At 40.2% G+C, this 20,922-nt stretch carries 21 protein-coding genes; 5 read left to right on the top strand and 16 right to left on the bottom strand.

Features of this window, described 5'->3' with window-relative positions; translation table 11 throughout:
* Positions 1-232: 232 nt before the first annotated feature.
* A complete protein-coding gene (locus FC36_RS04595) occupies positions 233-1,201 on the top strand; it encodes an LCP family glycopolymer transferase (RefSeq protein ID WP_056986738.1) in 969 nt (322 codons plus the stop codon).
* A 285-nt stretch (positions 1,202-1,486) separates the two neighbouring features.
* Here the strand turns inward: FC36_RS04595 and rpsU are convergent, their stop codons facing one another.
* Positions 1,487-1,672: a 30S ribosomal protein S21 gene (rpsU, locus tag FC36_RS04590; protein ID WP_003694124.1), complete on the bottom strand. Its 186-nt coding sequence runs from the start codon at positions 1,670-1,672 to the stop codon at positions 1,487-1,489.
* Between the two features lie 235 nt (positions 1,673-1,907).
* Here rpsU and FC36_RS04585 point away from each other — a divergent pair, with 235 nt between their 5' ends.
* Positions 1,908-2,744, top strand: a complete 837-nt coding sequence (locus FC36_RS04585; RefSeq protein ID WP_023860599.1) for a pyruvate, water dikinase regulatory protein — start codon at positions 1,908-1,910, stop codon at positions 2,742-2,744.
* A 99-nt stretch (positions 2,745-2,843) separates the two neighbouring features.
* A complete protein-coding gene (locus tag FC36_RS04580; protein ID WP_023860598.1) occupies positions 2,844-3,350 on the top strand; it encodes a hypothetical protein in 507 nt (168 codons plus the stop codon).
* 234 nt (positions 3,351-3,584) lie between these two features.
* Here FC36_RS04580 and FC36_RS04575 read toward each other — a convergent pair whose 3' ends face one another.
* The 5 genes from FC36_RS04575 to FC36_RS04555 all read right to left on the bottom strand — a co-directional run bounded on the left by FC36_RS04575 (position 3,585) and on the right by FC36_RS04555 (position 10,079).
* The gene (locus tag FC36_RS04575; RefSeq protein ID WP_023860597.1) at positions 3,585-4,457 is read right to left on the bottom strand and encodes a YitT family protein; all 873 of its coding nucleotides are present in this window, start codon (positions 4,455-4,457) and stop codon (positions 3,585-3,587) included.
* Positions 4,458-4,461: 4 nt separating this feature from the next.
* A complete protein-coding gene (msrA, locus tag FC36_RS04570) occupies positions 4,462-4,977 on the bottom strand; it encodes a peptide-methionine (S)-S-oxide reductase MsrA (protein ID WP_025020563.1) in 516 nt (171 codons plus the stop codon).
* Between the two features lie 114 nt (positions 4,978-5,091).
* Complete coding sequence (aspS, locus tag FC36_RS04565; RefSeq protein WP_056986737.1) at positions 5,092-6,858, bottom strand: aspartate--tRNA ligase; 1,767 nt, start codon at positions 6,856-6,858, stop codon at positions 5,092-5,094.
* Positions 6,859-6,860: 2 nt separating this feature from the next.
* Positions 6,861-8,153, bottom strand: coding sequence for a histidine--tRNA ligase (hisS, locus tag FC36_RS04560; RefSeq protein WP_025020562.1), 1,293 nt, complete (start codon positions 8,151-8,153; stop codon positions 6,861-6,863).
* 294 nt (positions 8,154-8,447) lie between these two features.
* Complete coding sequence (locus FC36_RS04555; RefSeq protein WP_225349914.1) at positions 8,448-10,079, bottom strand: glycerophosphodiester phosphodiesterase; 1,632 nt, start codon at positions 10,077-10,079, stop codon at positions 8,448-8,450.
* A 130-nt stretch (positions 10,080-10,209) separates the two neighbouring features.
* Between FC36_RS04555 and FC36_RS04550 the strand changes: the two genes are divergently transcribed.
* Positions 10,210-11,124: an N-acetylmuramoyl-L-alanine amidase family protein gene (locus tag FC36_RS04550; RefSeq protein ID WP_023860592.1), complete on the top strand. Its 915-nt coding sequence runs from the start codon at positions 10,210-10,212 to the stop codon at positions 11,122-11,124.
* A complete protein-coding gene (locus FC36_RS04545) occupies positions 11,125-11,610 on the top strand; it encodes a hypothetical protein (RefSeq protein WP_023860591.1) in 486 nt (161 codons plus the stop codon). It begins immediately after the preceding gene.
* Positions 11,611-11,655: 45 nt separating this feature from the next.
* On the opposite strand, the gene FC36_RS04540 is transcribed toward FC36_RS04545, so the two are convergent.
* The 10 genes from FC36_RS04540 to FC36_RS04495 all read right to left on the bottom strand — a co-directional run bounded on the left by FC36_RS04540 (position 11,656) and on the right by FC36_RS04495 (position 20,773).
* Positions 11,656-12,279, bottom strand: coding sequence for an HAD-IA family hydrolase (locus FC36_RS04540; protein WP_025020560.1), 624 nt, complete (start codon positions 12,277-12,279; stop codon positions 11,656-11,658).
* A 52-nt stretch (positions 12,280-12,331) separates the two neighbouring features.
* Positions 12,332-12,778 carry a D-aminoacyl-tRNA deacylase gene (gene dtd / locus FC36_RS04535; RefSeq protein ID WP_023860589.1) on the bottom strand — a complete coding sequence of 149 codons (447 nt, stop codon included), beginning with the start codon at positions 12,776-12,778 and terminating at the stop codon, positions 12,332-12,334.
* 8 nt (positions 12,779-12,786) lie between these two features.
* The gene (locus FC36_RS04530; RefSeq protein WP_056986736.1) at positions 12,787-15,009 is read right to left on the bottom strand and encodes a RelA/SpoT family protein; all 2,223 of its coding nucleotides are present in this window, start codon (positions 15,007-15,009) and stop codon (positions 12,787-12,789) included.
* A 17-nt stretch (positions 15,010-15,026) separates the two neighbouring features.
* A complete protein-coding gene (locus FC36_RS04525; RefSeq protein ID WP_023860587.1) occupies positions 15,027-15,365 on the bottom strand; it encodes a hypothetical protein in 339 nt (112 codons plus the stop codon).
* Positions 15,366-15,402: 37 nt separating this feature from the next.
* Positions 15,403-16,155 carry a 16S rRNA (uracil(1498)-N(3))-methyltransferase gene (locus FC36_RS04520; protein WP_056986735.1) on the bottom strand — a complete coding sequence of 251 codons (753 nt, stop codon included), beginning with the start codon at positions 16,153-16,155 and terminating at the stop codon, positions 15,403-15,405.
* On the bottom strand, positions 16,155-17,042 hold the full coding sequence (gene prmA / locus FC36_RS04515) for a 50S ribosomal protein L11 methyltransferase (RefSeq protein WP_025021455.1): 888 nt from the start codon (positions 17,040-17,042) through the stop codon (positions 16,155-16,157). Before prmA ends, FC36_RS04520 begins: the two co-directional genes overlap by 1 nt.
* An 11-nt stretch (positions 17,043-17,053) precedes the next feature.
* Positions 17,054-17,533 (bottom strand): DUF3013 family protein, encoded by a 480-nt coding sequence (locus FC36_RS04510; protein WP_025021456.1) that lies wholly within the window; start codon positions 17,531-17,533, stop codon positions 17,054-17,056.
* A gap of 103 nt (positions 17,534-17,636) precedes the next feature.
* Entirely contained in the window at positions 17,637-18,779 is a 1,143-nt protein-coding gene (locus FC36_RS04505; protein WP_025021457.1) for a D-alanine--D-alanine ligase family protein, read from the bottom strand.
* A gap of 153 nt (positions 18,780-18,932) precedes the next feature.
* Positions 18,933-19,778 carry a phosphotransferase gene (locus tag FC36_RS04500; RefSeq protein WP_025021458.1) on the bottom strand — a complete coding sequence of 282 codons (846 nt, stop codon included), beginning with the start codon at positions 19,776-19,778 and terminating at the stop codon, positions 18,933-18,935.
* Between the two features lie 83 nt (positions 19,779-19,861).
* A complete protein-coding gene (locus tag FC36_RS04495) occupies positions 19,862-20,773 on the bottom strand; it encodes an EamA family transporter (protein WP_025021459.1) in 912 nt (303 codons plus the stop codon).
* Between the last annotated feature and the right edge of the window lie 149 nt (positions 20,774-20,922).

The following is a 20,922-nucleotide window of genomic DNA, read 5'->3' as shown; positions in this document are numbered from 1 at the left end:
ACGCTACTTTGACGTCTTATGTAATTTATGGTTTCCATCTTATCATCGATTATGAAAAGTGTCAATTGGTTTTATCATTTTTTTCTAATTTATTTTTGTATTATAGTTTTTTTCATGGTCAAACGATGAAAAAATGTCTTGCTAAGTACTTTCATCAACCTCAACTTGTGCTATACTTAAGCAGTATTAGATCAACTCATTGCTAGAGTTGTTTATGGGAGGAATTATACATATGGCTAATGATCAAGACCAAGTACAACATAAGCATCACGGTCACCATCACAAACATAAAAAGCATAATGCTTGGAAATTGATTTTAGGTGTGATTGTCGCACTTATCGTAATTGTAGGGGCCATCGGCGGAAAGTTCTACTTCGACGCCAAGAAGGCCGTTGATAGCACATATAAAACTGTTAAAACGCAAGACAAACGAGAAGGTAGCGTGAACCTTGAAAAGTCCCAGCCATTCTCTGTTTTACTTTTGGGGGTCGATACCGGTGAATACGGTCGAACCTACCAAGGACGATCAGATACCATGATGGTAGCGGCCATTGCCCCCAAGAAATCAACCTTAGTTTCTATCCCTCGGGATACCAAAGTTGCCATTGCCAATCATGGTTCGGATAACAAAATTAATGCTGCCTATGCTTACGGTGACGTGGCTGGGGCTATTAACACCTTACAAAACTACCTTGATATTCCTATTGACCACTATGTCGAAATGGATATGAAAGGGATGGAACAATTATCCAAGGCTGTTGGTCCTGTTAAAGTTGATAACGACCTAGATTTCACTAACCTAGGACACCACTTTGACAAAGGGATGGTTACCATCAATAGTGATAACATCCTTGCTTTCACCCGCATGCGTTATGAGGATTCTCGTGGAGACTACGGTCGCCAAATGCGGCAACGAATCGTCCTCATGGCTATGGTGAAAAAGATTGCTTCTTTTGATAGTTTGACTAAATACCAACAAATCTTAAATGCCATCTCATCGAATGTCAAAACTGACTTAACCTTTGATGACATTAAGACAATTGCAGCTAACTACAATGACGGCGCAGCAGATAATATTGAACAGATCCAACTCCAAGGACAAAGCCAAATGATTGATGGCGTCTCCTTTGAAATTGTTCCTAAAAACGAGCAAGTTAAAGTTCAAAAAAACTTAAAGCAAGCCCTAAAAATTAAAGAATAGGTCCTAACCTAACCTTTTGGAGCGAAGAATCCAAAAGGTTTTTTATGTTAGGTATCATAAATATAAAGCAATAAAAAAACCGCCTTAACAGCGGTTTTTCAAAGTATTATATTAAATAATTCTTTCTAGGCATCAAAGCGCCCTTTGACCTATTTTCGAGGTCAGATGAAGAGTCGCTCCAAGAGCGTTAACGTTTCTTGTAAAACGGCCTTTACTTCATCAGCGGCAATCATGTCCTTAGGTAATGCCTCAAAATGAGCCATCACGGTCTGCCTCCTCTAGAAACTAGAAACGGCGCTTGTTCTTACGCTTCCGAGCAGCTTCGGATTTCTTCTTGCGTTTAACACTTGGTTTTTCGTAGAATTCACGCTTCCGGTATTCTTGTAAAGTACCTGTTTTTGAAACGGAACGTTTGAAGCGACGAAGAGCGTCATCAAGAGATTCGTTTTTACGAACGACTGTCTTTGACATGGTTGTTTCCCTCCCTCCGTGCTTTAAAGTAACCGTTAATTCAGTACATAACTTAACAGTTCTTTTCCATTATATCTAAATTGCTCAACAGCGTCAATAATTATTTACAAGTTTTTCAGTATAAAATTATTGCCTAAATGCGAGCTAAATTGCTTTTCTAATTGCGGTAGCGCCTTCATTTTTGTATACTATAGATAGAAAATTTTTACTAAGTTATGTGAAATGAGGTTTCTTTATGTCCACAAACAATATTTACATTATTTCTGACTCCTTAGGGGAAACAGCTAATTCTCTGGCACAAGCTGCGCTGGTACAATTCCCAGAAGATAAATTTGAAATCCAAAAATTCCCCATGGTTAAGTCCAAAGAAATTTTAACCGGAATTTTAAATTCAGCTAAAAACAAAAAAGCTATGGTTATCCATACTTTTGTTGATAGTGATTTTTCTACCGCTATCAACGAATTTTGCCAGGCCGAAAACTTGCCAGTCATCGACGCCATCTCTAATGTGATTAATACTGTTGCTAGCATTACGGGGAAGAAGCCTTTAGGTGAATCAGGGATTAACCACAATACCAACGAATCATACTTCAACCGGATTGAAGCCATTGAATTTGCCGTAACTTACGATGACGGTAAGGATCCCTCAGGCTTCACCAAAGCCGATATCGTTCTCCTAGGAGTTTCCCGGACTTCCAAAACCCCTCTTTCTTTGTACCTAGCTAACTACGGCTACAAGGTGGCTAACTTACCATTGGTACCTAAAACTAAGATTCCAGATGAAATTTTTCAAGTTGACCCCAACCGTGTCTTTGGTTTAACTAATGATGTGGCCGTTTTAAACAATATTCGCCGTCAAAGAATGATTGCCTATGGCTTAAACCCCGATACAGTTTACTCCAATACTGATTCCATTCAAGCTGAATTAGACTTTGCAACTGATTTATACCGCAAGATTGGGTGTTTACAAATCAATGTGGCTAATAAGTCTATCGAAGAAACGGCCATGTTTATTATCGAAAGTTTGACACAACATGGCCTACAAAAGGTTAACCAAAATACGCAAGTTTAAATTTTCTGAAAATCTCCGCTTTTTCGGAGATTTTTTTGTAGACTTTTATCGTAAAAAAAACGATAATTAGGTTAAGACTACTTAGAAAGGAAGAAAAATATGCTCACTGCCGACGAAATCCGTCAACTGCAAAAAGATTTTGAATTGGAAAATTATACGAAAATTCAAGCTACTTTACGCTACCTCATTCATAACCATGAATTATTTGAAGAATATTTTAATCGCCGCTTGGTTCTATCTGTGGAACTAGAAGCCAAACACCACTGTCGTATTAATATTTTTGACTTCTTCAAAAGCTTACCCACGATTAAAGACGATAGCGAAGCTGCCCAAGGATTAGATGTCTTACACGGCATGACCACCAAGAAAATTACCCCTTCTATTGATGTGGCTATCAAAACCTATATGCAAGGAATTAACGCCTCCTTGATTGGCGCAGGCTACAGAACCAAACTATCCGAAGACTTCACTAACTACATTATCTATGTCTCCTGGCGTAACTCAGAGCGACCTACGGTGACAAATTCTGCACCTATGGAAGCTAAAACAACACCACAACCCAACCTAGAAGACACGCAAACCTTTGTGCGTTTTCCAAAGCTTTAAAACACTGTCTTGATGGCAGTGTTTTTTGCTCGTGAATGAACTCGGTACTGAAGTACCGAGCTTCTAGCACTGGCAGTCAGATACTGCCATGATACTAAAAGACGTTTAGGCAATGCACAAATTGTTCATTCAATTTTTTAAACCAATAGGCTTGTAAACCCTCTGTTTACAAGCCCTATTCTAGCTTAACTTTTCAACTTAAACCTCTTCAAAATTATGTCATACTTAACATACCTAAATAGAGAAGTCGCGATAATTCCCCAATACTTGAATATTGGGAGAAATACTAACAAAAGCCTTGGAATCTGAAGCAGCTAAAGCCCGACGCATTTCAGGGACTTCATAGCGAGAAATAATCGTAATCAACACACTCTTATCTTTATGGGTATAAGCTCCTTGAGCATGATTTAAAACCGTAATCCCATGATGGATGCTATTTTGTAGGCAATCTACCACACCTTTAGGCTGATCGGTAATAATCATAACTTGTAAAAGTTGTTGGCGGGTAAAAGTCATATCTATCACATGGGCATTGATGAAAATTCCCAAGGCAGAGTAAAAAGCATGCGGCCAACCATAAACCATTCCTGCAGCAATCACAATCAAAAAATTAAACATGAGATTAATTGAACCTATCGATTTACCTGTTTTCTTTCGGATGGTTAACCCTAAGATATCCAGTCCCCCGGTGGAAATTCCATTCCGTAAAGCTAATCCGGTCCCAAAACCATTAACACATCCCCCAAAAATGGCACAAATAATCGGATCGGTGGTCAAACTCAAGGGGTGGAGGATCTTAATCATCAAAGATGAAGAAAAAACGGCAATGATGGTAAAAATTGTAAAGGTCCGCCCCAACCGCAACCAGGCCAAAATAAATAGGGGTACATTTAAAATAAATAAGAAGAGCCCGGCAGACAAATGCCATCCTTGTTTTGCCAGTAAGGAAACTAAAAGTTGCGCCAAGCCGGTAATTCCTGATGAATAAACCTTCCCCGGTGTCCAAAAGAAATTCATGGCAACCGAAACTAAAATTCCATAAAAAATTGCGGTGGAAATTTTTGCCATATAGGTATGGCGCCGCCAAATTCGCTGTAGTTCGTCCATTTATTTATTCCTTCCAGTGCTCCTGGCTAAATTGGCGACGTAATTTAGTTTCATCTTCAAATTGATCGGGATTTTTCTTAAAATAATCCTGGTGATATTCTTCGGCAACATAAAACGGCTGCACATCTTCAATTTGTGTGACAATCGGATCGCTAAACTCCCCACTTTGAGCCAGAGCCTCCTTGGACTTCGTAGCAACTTCTCTTTGATGAGCGTCTTTTACAAAGATGACCGGACGATAGTTATCCCCGCGGTCTTGGAACTGGCCCATGGCATCTGTTGGGTCAGTTTGGCGCCAGTAGATTTCCACTAATTCCTCATACGAAATCACTTCCGGGTCAAAAGTAATCTTAACCGCTTCTGTATGGCCGGTTTCATGGGCTTTGACTTGTTCATAAGTAGGATTCTCTACAAAGCCCCCTGTATAACCTGAAATAACTGATTTGATTCCCGGCTGTTGGTCAAAAGGTGTTACCATACACCAAAAGCAACCGCCCGCGAAAATGGCTGTTTCTTCCATTTGCAAAACCTCCGTTAAAAGTAATTTTATTTATTATAACAAAAAGTAAACGTTGGCGGTCAAAATTTTTGTAATTTTACTAAAAAGACCCGGTCAAAACCAGGTCTTCCGTTGCTATTCTTCTTTAGGTAATTCCACTTCTAAAGCTAATTCTTCTAATTGCTTAGGCGCCACGAGTGAAGGAGCATTCGTTAAAGGTTCAGAGGCGTGTGAATTCTTAGGGAAGGCAATTACTTCACGGATATTGTCCTTCTTAGCCAAGAGCATAGCGAAACGGTCTAAACCAAGGGCTAAACCACCATGAGGAGGGAAACCTGAATCTAAGGCATCCATAAACCATCCAAATTGCGCTTCAGCATCTTCTTGGCTAAAGCCTAAAGCCTTAAACATCTTTTCTTGGACATCACGTTGGTGAATCCGGATAGATCCCCCCCCCAACTCATAACCATTCAAGACAATATCGTATGATTGAGCGTGAGCCTTGTGAGGATCAGTTTCTAATAAAGCCACATCCTCTTCATTTGGCATTGTAAATGGGTGGTGGGCCGCAATATAGCGATCAAATTCTTCGGAATATTCGAATAATGGCCAGTCAACGACCCAAATAAAGGCAAATTGATCTTGGTCAATCAAGTCTAATTCCTTAGCAATATCAACCCGTAAGTAACCTAAACTATCGGCTACGACCTTGCGACTGTCAGCCACAAATAAAATCAAATCGCCAACTTGAGCTTTGGCGGCTTCAACTACCTTGGCACTGGCCTCTTGGTTGAAGAATTTGGCAATTGGACCATTTAAACCTTCTTCCGTCACCTTAACCCAAGCTAAACCTTTAGCACCAAAGCGCTTGATGTAATCCTGTTTAGCTTCGATTTGCTTGCGAGAATACTTGTCAGCCCCACCAGTTACGGTAATAGCCTTAACTTGCCCGCCATTTTCTAAGGCCATATCAAAGACCTTAAAGCCGGCACCTGTTACCGCTTGGCTCATATCTTGTAACTCCATGCCAAAACGAATATCTGGCTTATCAGAGCCGAAACGATTCATGGCTTCATTCCAAGTGATTTCAGGAATTGGCGTAGTTAATTCTACCCCTAAAGTTTCCTTCATCACGTCTTTCAACAGACCTTCTGTCATTTCCCGAATTTCATCAGCGTCCATAAAGGAAGTTTCAATATCGATTTGAGTAAATTCTGGTTGGCGATCTCCCCGTAAATCTTCATCTCGGAAACAACGTGCAATTTGATAGTAACGATCAAAGCCCGCCCCCATCAAAAGTTGTTTGAACAATTGAGGTGATTGTGGCAAGGCGTAAAAGTGGCCAGGATAAACCCGGGAAGGTACTAAGTAATCACGTGCTCCTTCAGGCGTGGACCGCGTCAAGTATGGAGTTTCAATATCGATAAAGTGATGCTTATCGAGGTAGGCATGTACCGTTTGAGTAATGCGGTTACGAATCATTAGGGCTTTTTGCATTTCTGGGCGGCGTAAGTCCAAGTAACGATACTTCAAGCGCAATTCGTCAGAAGCAGTAATGTTGTCATCAATATCAAATGGTGCAGTTTTGGCTTTGTTTAAAATTTTTAAAGCATTGACTTCAACTTCAATAGCCCCTGTCTTTAAATTAGGGTTAGCTGTCTTACGAGCTTTAACCTTACCGATAACTTCCACAACAAATTCTGAACGTAAGCTTTCGGCTAACTTGTGCACATCAGCATCAACCTCAGGATTGAACACCAATTGGACAATTCCTTCGCGATCCCGCAAGTCAACAAAAATTAAGTTTCCTAAATTTCGGCGCTTTTGCACCCAACCTTTTAACACGACTTCTTGGTCGAGATATTGGTCTGTTACCAAACCACAGTATGTTGTTCTTTTCATATTTAAGCTTCCTCTTTTGTAATTTCTGCCAAAATTTGGGTAAATTTAGTCTTCAAATCAGCTAAAGGTACCTCCACTTGATTACCCGTCACCATGTTCTTCACATTGGCCATTTGGCTTTCCAATTCTTTTTTACCTAGAGTAATGGTTACTTTAGCCCCTAACTTGCTAGCGGTTTTGAATTGGGCCTTAGGTTTGCGGTCCAAGTAGTCACGATCAGCGGTAAATCCTTGGGCCCGGATAGCTTGCACTAAGGCAAAACTCGTGGCACTTGTCTCTTGACCAATGCCAACTACATAGGCATCCAAGTCATCATTTAAATCTAGTTCTTGGTCAGCTAAGATTAATAAGAGTCGCTCCACCCCTAAACCAAAACCGATTCCTGGAGTTTCGGGACCACCCAACTGTTCCACGAGACCATTGTACCGTCCACCAGCACATACGGTTGTCCATTTACCACCCAAGGACTTAGCGTCGGACATAATTTCAAAGATGGTATGGTTGTAGTAATCCAACCCCCGCACCATATTAGCATCGACTTCGTAGGCAATACCTAGATCATCTAGTAAGTCCGTCACAGTTTGGAAGTGTTGTTTGGCATCATCAGTTAAGTAATCTAGGATTTGAGGGGCATTGGCCACGATTTCTTGGTCCCCTTCATCTTTAGAGTCTAAAATTCGCAACGGATTTTTAGTCAAACGCTCCTTAGAGTCATCGGATAATTGGTCCGCAAATGGGGTTAAGTAGTCCACCAAAGCTTGGCGGTATGCTGTCCGTGTAGCTTGATCACCCAAAGTATTCAAAGCTAACTTCAAACTGTCCAAACCAAAGGACTTCAACAAGTCGACTGCCATGGCCATAACTTCAACATCTAAAGCAGGATTATCCACCCCAAAGGCTTCCACCCCAATTTGGTGAAATTCCCGTAACCGCCCGGATTGCGGACGTTCATAACGGAACATAGGTCCCATGTAGTAAGTTTTGACCGGTTTTTGGTTTTCAGGTCCGTATAATTTATTTTCAACAAAAGCTCGGACGACACCCGCAGTGCCTTCAGGGCGTAAGGTAATGTGCCGATCACCTTTATCATAGAAATCATACATTTCCTTGGTTACAATATCTGACGTTTCCCCTGAAGTCCGGGAAAAGACTTCAAAAGCTTCGAAAATTGGGGTTCGCACTTCTTCATACCGGTACTTAGCGAAGAGCTGCCGCGCTTTTTCTTCAACATATTGCCATTTTTTAGCTTGTGCGGGTAAAATATCCGCAGTTCCTTTTGGACGTTGGTACTTCAATTTTTTTCCTCCTTTACAACCGAAAAAAAAGCCCCTGTCACCTGACAAGGGCGCAAAATCGCACGGTACCACCTTTACTTTTACTCTGCGTGATAACGTAACGAACGGTATGTTTCCATACACCTCAAAAAGTGTCTTTGGCCAAGCGCCACTTATGAACTTCCAGCCTAGGTCCATTTCTCTAGTCAGTATAACTTGGTTACTCCTCTTTTTTCTCCGGTCTGATTTATATTATTTACCTTACTGATTTTTCCTTGTTTTGTCAAGCTTTGACCACGACTTTTCCGAAAAATTTCACCAAATTGGCCAGCCTAAATAATTTGCTAAATATCTAACAGAAGAATTTTGCCGGCGATAATCTTTTTGGGCTTGGCGTACCCGTTGAACATCATCAGTGACTAAGCCATCAACCCCAAAAGCCAAGAGTTTTTTTACACTAGCGGGGTCACTGACCGTCCAAGCATAAACTTGCTTATCTTGCCAATGCGCCCAGGCCACAAACTCCCGCGTCAGGGTCGCATACTGTACACCGTAGGCATCGGCCAAACCTATTGGATAAATTACATTATAAGGCAAGAGGTAGGCAACTTTGATTTGTGGAGCTTCAGACTTAAGGTCCTTAATTACCCGGTAATCTAAGCTATGCACCATCCAGTGGTTACGTAAAATTAGCGCCTGATAATGTTGGCAAAAATGCGTTAACATTCCCCTTGAGTCATGAGGGGTCGTCTTAATTTCTAACAAAAGTCTTTGTTTTTTCTTTTGGGCCATCGTTAGGTACTGGTCCGCACTAATCAAAGAAGCAGTCTGTCCTTTTTCTCGAACGTGAAGCTTTTCTAATTGCTTCAAAGTTAATTGATAAGGGGCACGTTTGATTCCAGCTAGGCCTTGTAGATTTTCGTCATGCAAGACCACGAATTGACCATCTCGTGTTTCATGTAAATCAGTTTCAACATAGTCAGGTTTGATCTGCGCTGTTCGGATTAAGGCTGGTAAGCTATTTTGAACTCCATTTTGCTGACTCACTCCTCGATGGGAGATAATTTCAGCCCCCCGCTGACCACTATCGGGTACATTAAGCCAACTCTCCCAGCCGATGGCGCCACCAGCTAAGATTAATAACACTGCCACTACAAGACCTTGATACCGACTCTGGATGCTAGTGGTCTGTAACGACTTACTTACTGGAAGTAATTGGCTTATATTTAAAACCATCATGGTTCCTAAAATTAGCTGATTACTGAACTGAATTAAGGTCAGATTCAGCCAGATACTTACTCCGGACCATTGTCCTCCTTGATGGTCGATAAAAAACTGCAATCCTAAAATCCCAGCATCACAAATTCCAACTCCGAAGATTCCCACAAGATTCAACTTGATAATTTGACGCCAGTCGCTTCTTCTAGGAACTTTACTAAGAAGAATATAGAGTAAAAATAAATATAATATTCCTAAAATCAAAACCATACTGCTTTTTTCGACCATTAGGTAATGTAAAAGCATAGACCAGTTTAATTTACCTAACAGAGGCGTGTGATAAACTACGGTTATTCCAGGCCCAAGTACTGCCAAACCAACCATAAAAAACGGTACCGGTGTCCAACCTAATTGCTTTAACTTAATCCACGTCGAACCTAAAACTACCCATAAAGAAGTAATTCCCATTTTTATGGCTACCACACCTACTATCAAATAAATACACTGACCATAAAGGCAAGCTAAAAATATTCCTAGCTCAAATAACAACAACATGACTAAAAAGGGATGTTGGCTAAGAATTGTCAGTGTGCTAGCTAGAGAAATAAAAGGTAACGCAATCTCCTGTAGTAAAAACGTCGTTAAGAGACGAAAAAGTGGCCAAAGTATATAGAAATTAACGAGGTCGACACTGGCCAGTAAACAAAAATAGGCTTTGCCCGATTGCAAGCGTGCTCTTATTCCTGGTTTCAAAACCTCACACCTTTCCTAAAAATTAACAGTTCATAAATTCAGCTTTTATTATAACATGTTGATTTGCTATAATAGACACATACGCTATTATTTGAAGGTGCATAATATGGAAAATAATTTAGGGCCTCGTTCCCGTAAACATCAATCCAAAAAAACGACATTAAAATGGTCAACCCGTCACACTGTACTCCTCGCATTGGTAGCGATAATTTTGACAATTTTTCTTTTTCGTGTCAGTCGCTATTTCAAGCAAGACGTAATTTCCGTCAATCAGGCTTACCTTTATCAAAAAAGCGACCTTGATTCCCAAAAAACTGCCAGCTTACCCCAAGGTAGCCGGATTACTATCTTGTCTTCACGCTACCACTGGTACTACATTAAAACTGATGATGGTCACCTTGGCTGGATTCCCGACTGGTATTTTAGCACTGACAAGCAAATTACCGTAACTAGTCTTAAAAATGCTACCATTGTATTGGACGCCGGGCACGGGGGAAGGGATTCCGGAGCCTTATCAAGCGGTGAAGCTGAAGAAAAAACTTACACTTTAATCTACATCAAGGAATTAGCCCGTAAACTCCAGGCGCGTGGAGCCAAGGTTTATTTGACCCGTAACAAAGACGAATATATCAGTCTGGCAGCTCGACCTCAACTTTCCAACCGAGTCCACGCCGATGCCTTTATCTCAATTCACTTTGACTCTTCGCCCGATGCTAATACGGCTTCCGGGGTGACAACTTACTACTACAGCAAGAAACTTTCTTATTCCTTAGCCTATAATCTTTCTTCCCAATTTTCTTCCCTGGGATTAGATAACAAAGGAATTGATTTTGGGAACTTTCAGGTCTTACGAGATAATCAACGACCAGCTGTCTTACTGGAATTTGGTTACATCAATAGCGATAATGACTTCGCCATGATTAAATCCAGCAAATACAGAAATGCTGCTACCAATGATATTATTAAAGGTTTAAACAACTACTTTACCGCCAAAGCGGATGATGAAAGCGAGACGAAGTAAATGGCCAATAAAAAACGACTCCTTAATCTAAGCCTAATTATACTCGTAATTTTAGGGATAGCCTCCTTAGGACATGTAATTTACTCCAAGAGCCATCCCCAAGTTGATTACCGACCCGTGCCTAAGACTAACTTAGCAAACGTCGTCAAAAAGAGTGACTTAATTATTGTAGCCGAAGTGAAACAATCAAATCTTAAGCAAAAAAACTTTGACAAACTACCAGCAACTTCCTATCAAGTCACAGTTAAACAAGTTCTAAAAGGTACCGCAACTACCGGGCAGAAACTTAATTTATATAAGGCAGGCGCCCAAAAACACCGCACCGGGGGCTACATTCTCTATCAAGGTGATAAAATTCCCCAAGCTCAGCATACCTATCTGTTCGTCTTAGAAAAAAGACAAGGTAAATGGTATGCTGGCACCCCTTCGACCATGCAAGTTGCTACTAAGGCCAAAATCAAGCAAGTCCAAACTTATCTCAAATAAAAAGCAATGTTTACTTTTCACATTTGAAAATAAACATTGCCTTTTTTAATCCAATAAACTTTTAAAAGAGCGAATTCTAAGTTCTGGTTTACTTTGGGGCATAATTAAATCATCGGGATCAAATAGAATTCCTGCCATTCCCGCATTGTGTCCCGCCATCACATCTAAGTCGCGGTCACCAACCATTACGGCTTGATTCTTATCAACACCATACTTTTGACACAAATAGTTAAGAGAGTCAGGTGATGGTTTACGAGCAAAATGTTGTTTGCCCGTCACCCCACCACTAAAAAGCGAACTTAGATTATGTTTTTCCAGAGCCTCTAATGCGCCTTGAGATCGATGAGTTAACAAAAAATTACGTCCGCCCGCCGCCACCACGGCTTGACAAACCTCTTTAACATATTCAAAAGGTTGAAAATCAGCTTGATAAGTAGATTCAATAGACTCATATTCGGCCCGTAATTCTGCCAAATCAATCTCTGGATGTGAAGCTAAATCTACCTGCATGGTGGCTCCTAGAGAATTTTGACGCATTTGGCGGTAAGCTTGAGTCCCGTCGATACTAACACCAAAACTTTGCCAGGCCTTGACATAGGATGCAGTCATGGCTGGATAGGTGTCAAAGAGATTACCATCAAAATCCCAAAAATAATCACGATATTGCATTACATTTTCCTTTCAAAAAATTCAAAAAAGGATGATCGCTCATCCTTTCAGTTTACTTCTTTGGTGATTCATAGATGATGGTTACTGGACCATCATTAACTAAACTCACTTGCATATCAGCGCCAAAGATGCCTTCTTCGACAATCAAGCCCGCTTGGCGCAACTTTTGGTTGAATTCCAAATAATTAGGTTCCGCCAAAGCTGGGGTTTGAGCCGCTGTGAAACTTGGACGATTGCCTTTCTTAACGGCAGCATACAAAGTAAATTGTGAAATCGAAAGAATCGCCCCGCCAACTTGCCCAATGGAAAGGTTCATCTTCCCCGCTTCATCGGAGAAAAGTCGAGCTCCGATGATTTTACGCACTAAATAGTCAATGTCTTGGTTGTCATCACCCTCTGTAAAGCCAACCAATAACATGTATCCAGGTCCGATTTGACCCTTAATTTGACCTTCAATTTCGACTTTGGCTTCTTTAACTCTTTGTAATACGACGCGCATAAATCCTCCTAGTGAATAACTCGCTTAACTACATAAACATCAGGAATTTGCTTAATCTTATCAACCACTCTTTGTAAGTGTTCAGAATTTTTAATTCCCACAGTCGCAGTTACAACGGCTTGCTTATTATGGTCTACCCGTCCGTTAATTGAAGATAGACTCTTGGCAGAATTGTTAATCGCTTGAAGGATATCATTGATTAAACCATTACGGTTATAACCTTCAACTTCCAGTTCCGCATCATAGTATTTACGAGGATCAGGGATAGTATTCCAAGAAACATCAATCAATGGCATCCCGTTTTTACCAGCCGCCTTGATATTAGGGCAGTCTTCACGGTGTACAGAAACACCACGCCCCTTGGTCACATAGCCCATAATCTTGTCCCCTGGAATTGGACTACAGCAATGACTGAGTCGCACCAGCATAGAATCAATTCCTTGAACGTTAATTCCATTTTCAGAATGCTTTTTGTCATTATTAGCAGGTTTGGCTTCGATTTCTTGGTGCTCTTCCAGAACAGCTCGCTCCTGTTCTTCTTTCCGTAGGCGTTCTTCTTCTTGACGTACATCTTCCAACATAATGTTGGCAATCCCCATAGGTTGAATTCCACCAAAACCAATCGATGCCAGTAAGTCATCGACTAACTTCAAATTTTTCTTCGCCACAGCCTTTTCCAGATTTTCTGTGGTCATAACTTCACTAGCTTTGTAACCTGATTCTTCAATGGCATGCTGTAAAAGTTCACGCCCTTCTTCAATATTTTCTTCCCGTTCGTGAAGTTTGAAGAAGTGCTTAATTTTATTGCGAGCCTTATTAGTATGCACTAAGTCCAACCAGTCACGACTTGGACCCGCCGAATTTTGGGAAGTCATAATTTCAACAATGTCCCCATTTTTCACCTGATAATCCAAAGGCACAATCTTACCATTAACCTTTGCTCCGGTGGTCTTATTGCCGACTTCCGTGTGGATAGTATAGGCCATATCTAAAGGACCTGCTCCCTTTGGTAATTCGAACACATCGCCTTTGGGAGTGAAGACGTAAACCCGATCCCCAAATAAATCGCCCTTAACAGACTCCATGAAGTCACTGGCATCCGTGGCTTCCTTTTGAAATTCAATAATTTCTTTGAACAGATTTAATTTGTCGCCAGAACTCGTTTGAGAAACACCTTGGGTGTTACCTTCCTTGTAAGCCCAGTGAGCAGCAATCCCGTATTCGGCCACACGATGCATTTCTTCGGTCCGAATTTGTACTTCAAATGGTGTTCCATTTGGCCCAATCACCGTGGTATGAAGGGATTGGTACATGTTGGCCTTTGGCATGGCAATATAATCCTTAAAACGCCCCGGCATTGGTGTCCACCGTGTATGAATGGCCCCTAAGACGGCATAACAGTCCCGAATAGATTTAGTAATCACCCGTACTGCTAGAAGATCATAAATTTCCCCAAATTGCTTGTGTAAATCCTTCATCTTGTGATAAATGGAGTAAATATGTTTAGGTCGTCCATAAATATCACAATCGATATTTAAATCCTTAATAGCATCATTAATGTCGACAATCACTTCATTAATATATTTCACCCGTTCATCCCGTCGGGAATTCATTAAGTGAGCGATGCGGTAGTATTGTTGGGGATTTAAATAACGTAAAGAAATATCTTCCAGTTCCCACTTGATAGTAGAAATACCCAAACGTTCTGCCAAAGGCGCGTAAATTTCCAAAGTTTCATTGGAAATCCGTCTTTGCTTATCAGGTCGTAGATGTGTTAAAGTCCGCATATTATGCAAACGATCTGCCAATTTTACAATAATTACCCGTAAATCCTTGGACATAGCTAAGAGTAATTTACGGTGGTTTTCTGCTAATTGTTCTTGGTGAGACTTGTATTGAATTTTACTTAATTTGGTAACTCCGTCAACAATTACTTCCACATCATGATTAAAAAGTTCCCCTATATCGCCTAAAGTCACCTTGGTGTCTTCAACTACATCATGCAAAAAACCGGCCGAAACCGTTTCAGGATCCATCTTTAATTCTGCTAAAATCCCTGCCACTTGAATGGGGTGGATAATGTACGGCTCCCCAGACTTACGTACCTGTTCTTTATGAACATAGGCTGCAAAATTATAAGCTCTTTGCACCATATCCACATGCTTTTCATTCATGTAGTCACGACACATGCTAATGACATCGTCAGCTGTCCATAATACATCTTTTTCCATAAAGCATCACCTCATAACTAGTCTTTACTTGCACCGTAAGCTAACAGCGTCATCAATAGGTAAACCGGGCCAAAGTAGCGCACATAGCTACTAAAACCACCAAAAAAGCTACTGTAACTAATTTGAAAAAGTAACGGAAAAAAGATAGTAAAGATAATGGTTTGATCTTTCTTACCAATTATAATACCAACCAAAACGGCATAAGCTACATTAATTAAAAATAAAATAAATTCAATGCGTAAGACATCATTCGTACCTGCAACTGCAAATATAATTGGAACGACATAACTAAAAAATGCTGCAAAAGCTAAATACCAAATTGCTTGGAGCGAAAAAAGTTGTTTGAGTGCTTTCATGCTCTACTAGCCTCTCTTCTTAATATTTATCACTATTCTACCCTAAATCATGCGCTAATTCTAGATAGAAACTCATGGATGCTAAAAAATATAAAGGGGCGGTTTCCGCCCGCATAATTCGCGGTCCTAACCCTGCCTTGACGAAGCCCTTATCTAACAATGTCTCAACTTCTTTGGGTGCTAGTCCCCCTTCTGGTCCAAAGACAGCCCACAAAGCATCCTTATTCTTCAAATTCTCGAAGGTTTGCATTAACATGGTCTTTTCTCCTTGTTTAGCTTCTTCTTCGTAGGCAACCAGCCCTAAAGCTGTTGCTGGTAATTCTAAATCAGCCACCTTGGCAATAAATTCCACATCAGGTACCTGGGTGCGGTGGGATTGTTCAGCAGCTCCTTGAGCAATCTTATACAAGCGTTCTAATTTGCGCTTTTGTTTTTTTTGATCCCACTTGGCTACCGAGTAATCACCTTGGAAAAAAATAAACTTGGCTGCGCCCATTTCGGTTCCCTTTTGGACAATCCATTCCGCCTTATCACCTTTGGACAAACCACAAACAATCACTGCTTGTTTAGGCATTTCTACTGTTTGGCGACTTTTCGATACTAATTTAGCTTTGGCAACTTTCCCTTTAATCTCCGTCACTTCCATAATGTTGACAAATTCATCAGGAGTCACAACTTCAAATTTTGCTCCTACTCTCATTCGCATAACTGTAATAGCATGGTGGAAAATCTCTTGGGGTAAAATTAGGTTGGGACCTTGCAAATTTTTCTCTAAAAAGTAACGTTGCATTAGTTTTCCTCCGTCTTTAAACGTCCGATAATAGCATGCCAATCACCTTCATTTAGAGTTTGTAAAATTTCAAAGCCGGCGTCTTGCATGGTTGTTAAAATTAAGTCCCGCTTAGCCGTAATGATTCCAGAAGTAATCAATAAACCACCGGGTTTTAAATTTTTAGGTGCCTCAGGAATTAAACGCACCAAAACATCCGGTAAAATGTTGGCTAGCATCAAGTCCGCCTGGATATCAATTCCTTTCAATAAATCGCTAACTTGTACATGTACATTCTTAGCAACCGGATTTAAGTCCAAGTTTTTTTGAGCAGATTTCACAGCTTCATCGTCAACATCTGTCGCATAAATTTCACCGGCGCCAAACAACTTAGCTGCAATCGATAAAACCCCTGAACCAGTCCCAACATCTAAGACCACTTCACCACCACGCATCACAGTTTCCAAAGCTTGCAAAGACAGCTTAGTTGTGGGGTGGGTCCCCGTCCCAAATGCCTTACCTGGGTCTAGACGCATAATTTTTTCATCAGCTTGACTTGCTTGATAATCGGTCCAAGAAGGCACGACCGTTAAATAACGGGTTAAACGCACCGGCCGATAGTATTTTTCCCACGCCGTCGCCCACTTATCGTCATTAGTGGTTTCAATGGTCACTGTTGCAGGACCGGGGTTAAGTCCAAAATCACTTAAAGCTTGAATCTTGACGGTTAATTCTTGCACCAATTCTGGACTAGCTTCATTTTCTTGAAAATAGGTAATTAAAGCGACATTATCATCACTACGTTCATCATCAAATTGTACCCCTCCAGCACCATTTTCCATTAAGATATTTGCTGCCGCTTCGCTAGCTTCATTAGTTGTTACGACTTCTAATTTAATCCATTCCACGTTTCTTCCTCCTAAAATTTGGGATAAGGTAAAATAATTTTATTACCGGCAGTTTGGGCTATCAAGCTAGCCAGGCGCGATCCATCCCAAGTCAAACCAAATTCTTCTGCTGTGTCATCGTTTAAAAAGTCCAAAAGATCACTCTGACCATTGTCGAGTACCTCCTGTAAGTAAGCCAAGAAACCGTCAGCTTCTTGCTTGGTCCAACCTCGTTTTCCCGCAAAAGGTAAGCAAGCTAGGTAATCTTCCGGATTAAAGTTTACAGGTTTTTGTTCATCAAAGAAAAGAATTTCATCAATAAAGGTAATATAATCCGCATCCGTCAAAACATCATCACTATCAACAATCTCCTGACTATCCGGATTAGCAGCATAAAAAATCATCTCTAAAGTAAATGTTCGCGTTTTTTTTTGCCACTCCAAGGACAAGTCCCCATCAAAATCTAATTTAGCGAGGTTTTGATTTAAATAGTTTGCAAAATCTTGCGCCATGTCTCCCATCCTTACTTTTTAGTTTATTTTTTAATTTTACCCTAATTACAAGAATTTTACACGAAAAAAGACAAGTTCCGATTCAGAAACTTGCCTTCTTAGTTTAATTTTGGCTCTTTAAAAGACCCTTCCCAATTTTTTCTTGACCTAATTCTACGAAATCAAAGCTTAACTTAGCATTGTCATTAAATTCATCAATGGCCAATTGGATTAATTGGTCAATTAATTCACTGTATTCAATTCCAGAAACAGCCCACATTTGAGGGTAAAGAGAAATATTGGTGAAGCCAGGTAAGTTATTAACTTCCCCGAAGTAAGGCACATCATTTTCGTCAACTAAGAAATCCATTCGCGCTAAACCACGGTTATCTAAGACGCGGAAGGCATCTAAGGACATTTGTTGAATTTCTTTAGTTAAGGCTTCTGGTAATTCAACTGGTAATTCGAAAACCACCCCAGAAGCATCTACGAACTTATTGTTGTAGTCATAGAAGTCGTCACCTTCAGGAATTGTCAAGGCCCCTAACTTAGAAGCTTTGGCTTGACGGTTACCCAAAACAGAACATTCTACTTCACGTGGGTTCTTAATAGCCTCTTCAACCATAATCTTGTAGTCATATTGCAAACAATCTTTCACGGCTTGATCGTATTCTTTCTTGTTGCGAACCTTGTAGATTCCTACTGAAGAACCTTGACGCGCAGCTTTCACAAATAAAGTTTCTCCTAAGTCAGCCGAAACTTTTTCCCATGGATATTGATCCATCGTTTCTGGAGTAAAGGCCACATACTTTGTATTGCGGATACCGTGTAAAGTTAACAATTGCTTTGTTAAATCTTTGTCAAAAGAAATCCCCGAAGAAGTGATGCCAGAACCAATCCATGGTTTATTCAAAAGACGGAATAACCCTTGGATAGTCCCGTCTTCACCCATATTTCCGTGAATAACTGGGTAAAAGACATCTACATCCTTGACTTCAGATAAGTTTTGTACATTAGCCAATGGGTTAGACATATCCACACCCTTCATCGCTTCAGCTACAACTTCATCTTCGTTTTCACCATCAAAAATCTTCATGGAATCTTCGTTTCCTAATAAGAAACCTTGTTTAGTGAACATAAAAACAGAAACGTCGTACTTATCCTTATCTAAAGCATCATAAATGTTATGGGCAGAACGCTTGGAAACATCATGTTCAGATGAATTGCCACCAAACATCAAGGCAATATGAAGTTTTTTTGTCATTATCTGTCATCCTCTAACTTTTTGTTATTTTATTATTGGTTTTCAGTTATAGTCTTTCCTGAAAAAGACCATTAGAAACCTTTTACTTTCTAATTTTACCACAAAAAACATCCGCTGTCAGGATGCTTAATTTTAATTACAAATTTTTAATCAGAATCAGATAGTCAATAAAGCGTCACCTGCCACAATAGTTTGCAACATCCGCGTGGCCATATTACCAAATTTTTTCTTGGGGTGGGTCACATGATATTCCAAAATGTCTAAGGCAACAAAGAAGAGCATCACTCTTTGAAGTTGAATTTGCGGAATTTCAAAACGTCGTTGCCGACGGTAACCCTTCAAAAATTCCTTGCGCAAGGTAACTGCATGTACTTCATTATAAAAAAATTTTAACATATCTTCGTAAGCTACACCCATATGCGCTTTTTCAAAATCAATCAGGATTTCATGTTTGTCGTAAACCATAATGTTACGCAAAGAAAAATCGCCATGAACCACAACCTTAGGTAATTGTTGATACTCTTGGTCGGCAGCCGCTAAATCAGCTTGTAAAATCTGGTAAGCCTGAACAACGTCAGTTTCATGTTCCGTGCCCTTTAAATTTGCTATTTTTTCTGCCAAACGCTGACTTAAAGGACGCTCGTCATTGAAAACTTTAACTTGCCCTGTCAGTTGATTATGAAAATCTGCTAACATCCGTCCATATTTTTGCGCTTGTTTAGGTAGCAAATTCTTTTCTTCAGCGGTAACCTCTTGCATCTTCCGGTCCTTCAATACCACCACATAATAATCTTCATAAAGCACACTATCTAGGTAAATTTCTGGACAGTAAACTTGATTGACATGTTGTTCAGCATAAAACATGGCTTCATCTTCGAAAATTTTAACAAACAAATCGCAATCATAAAGCTGACTGTAGCCAACCAAATGTTGATTACCGGCAACATCATGAATATTTTCCAGTTCAGCCTGATAATAATCATTTAAAAAATCTAATAACATCTCTTTACCCCATTTCTATTTTACGCTCTCTCAATTTAATCTTACTCTAAATCCCCCCGCTTTGGCAATTAAAAAAGACCGTCTTAACAACGATCTTGAAGTGAATTTTGTTTTTTAGTGCTTAGTCCTTGTAGAAAAACCGTTGAAAGCACCATAATAATTCCTAAAGCTCCCCAAAGCTGTAACTGTAGCCCCATGAAAAAGACAGCCACTAAAGTTGCAGTCAATGGTTCAAAACAAGATAACATCCCTGTGGTCTCAGGAGCCAAGTAATTTAAACTATTGAGATAAAAAAGGTATGCTATCAAGGTTCCCATTAAAGCAATAAAAGCGATATAGCCTATTTCAAGCCCATCTAAGTGGACTGATCCTTCTTGAACTAAAGCCGGAGTAAAGACTAAGCCACCAATTACCATGGAACTACCTGTAACTAAAACCACATCAAATTCTTGAAGTAACTTCCGAGGTAAAAGCGTGTATAATGCTTGGCTAACTCCTGCCATAATTCCCCAAAAAAGTCCCAAAGGTGCAATGGCCAACTTAGCTAAATTCCCTTGCGTAACCACTAAAACCGTTCCTACTAGCGCCATCACAATTGAAATTACATCAATTCGCCGAGGTAATTTCCAATTTTTCAAAGCTAAATAGATAATGATAAATAGAGGACCAAGAAATTGTAAAATTGTAGCAGAACTGGCATTACCATGTTGTATCGCCAAAAAATATGTCAGTTGTGACGGAACCATCCCAAAAAGTGCAAAAATTACTAAGCGTAAAAGATTACTCGCCTGTAGATAACGATGCCATTGTTTCCTTGATACCCTAAACGCTGCTATTAGTGTCAACAAAATTCCCGCAATCAGCATACGTACCGAAACCAACCACGTGGCTTCTAAACCCGTTCTTTCAAAAAACAGTTGAGCAAAGTTTCCAGATAACCCCCACATCATTGTTCCGAAAACCGCAAAAAAGATCCCCTTCTTTGATTGAGTCATATTTTTATCACATCTTTCCAAAACTACTTTCGCCACCTAATCGTAGCGACAACTTAGTTATTATAGCTGATTCACATCTAAAGTCAACTACCTCCGAACAAGTTCGGGGGCTTGTAACTCACGACACTTGCGTGTCAGTAGTTCAAACG

The sequence above is a fragment of the Ligilactobacillus equi DSM 15833 = JCM 10991 genome (assembly GCF_001435735.1).
Classification (GTDB): domain Bacteria; phylum Bacillota; class Bacilli; order Lactobacillales; family Lactobacillaceae; genus Ligilactobacillus; species Ligilactobacillus equi.
The sequence above is the reverse complement of the archived record's forward strand: the minus strand, read 5'-3'. Positions and strand labels throughout refer to the sequence as shown.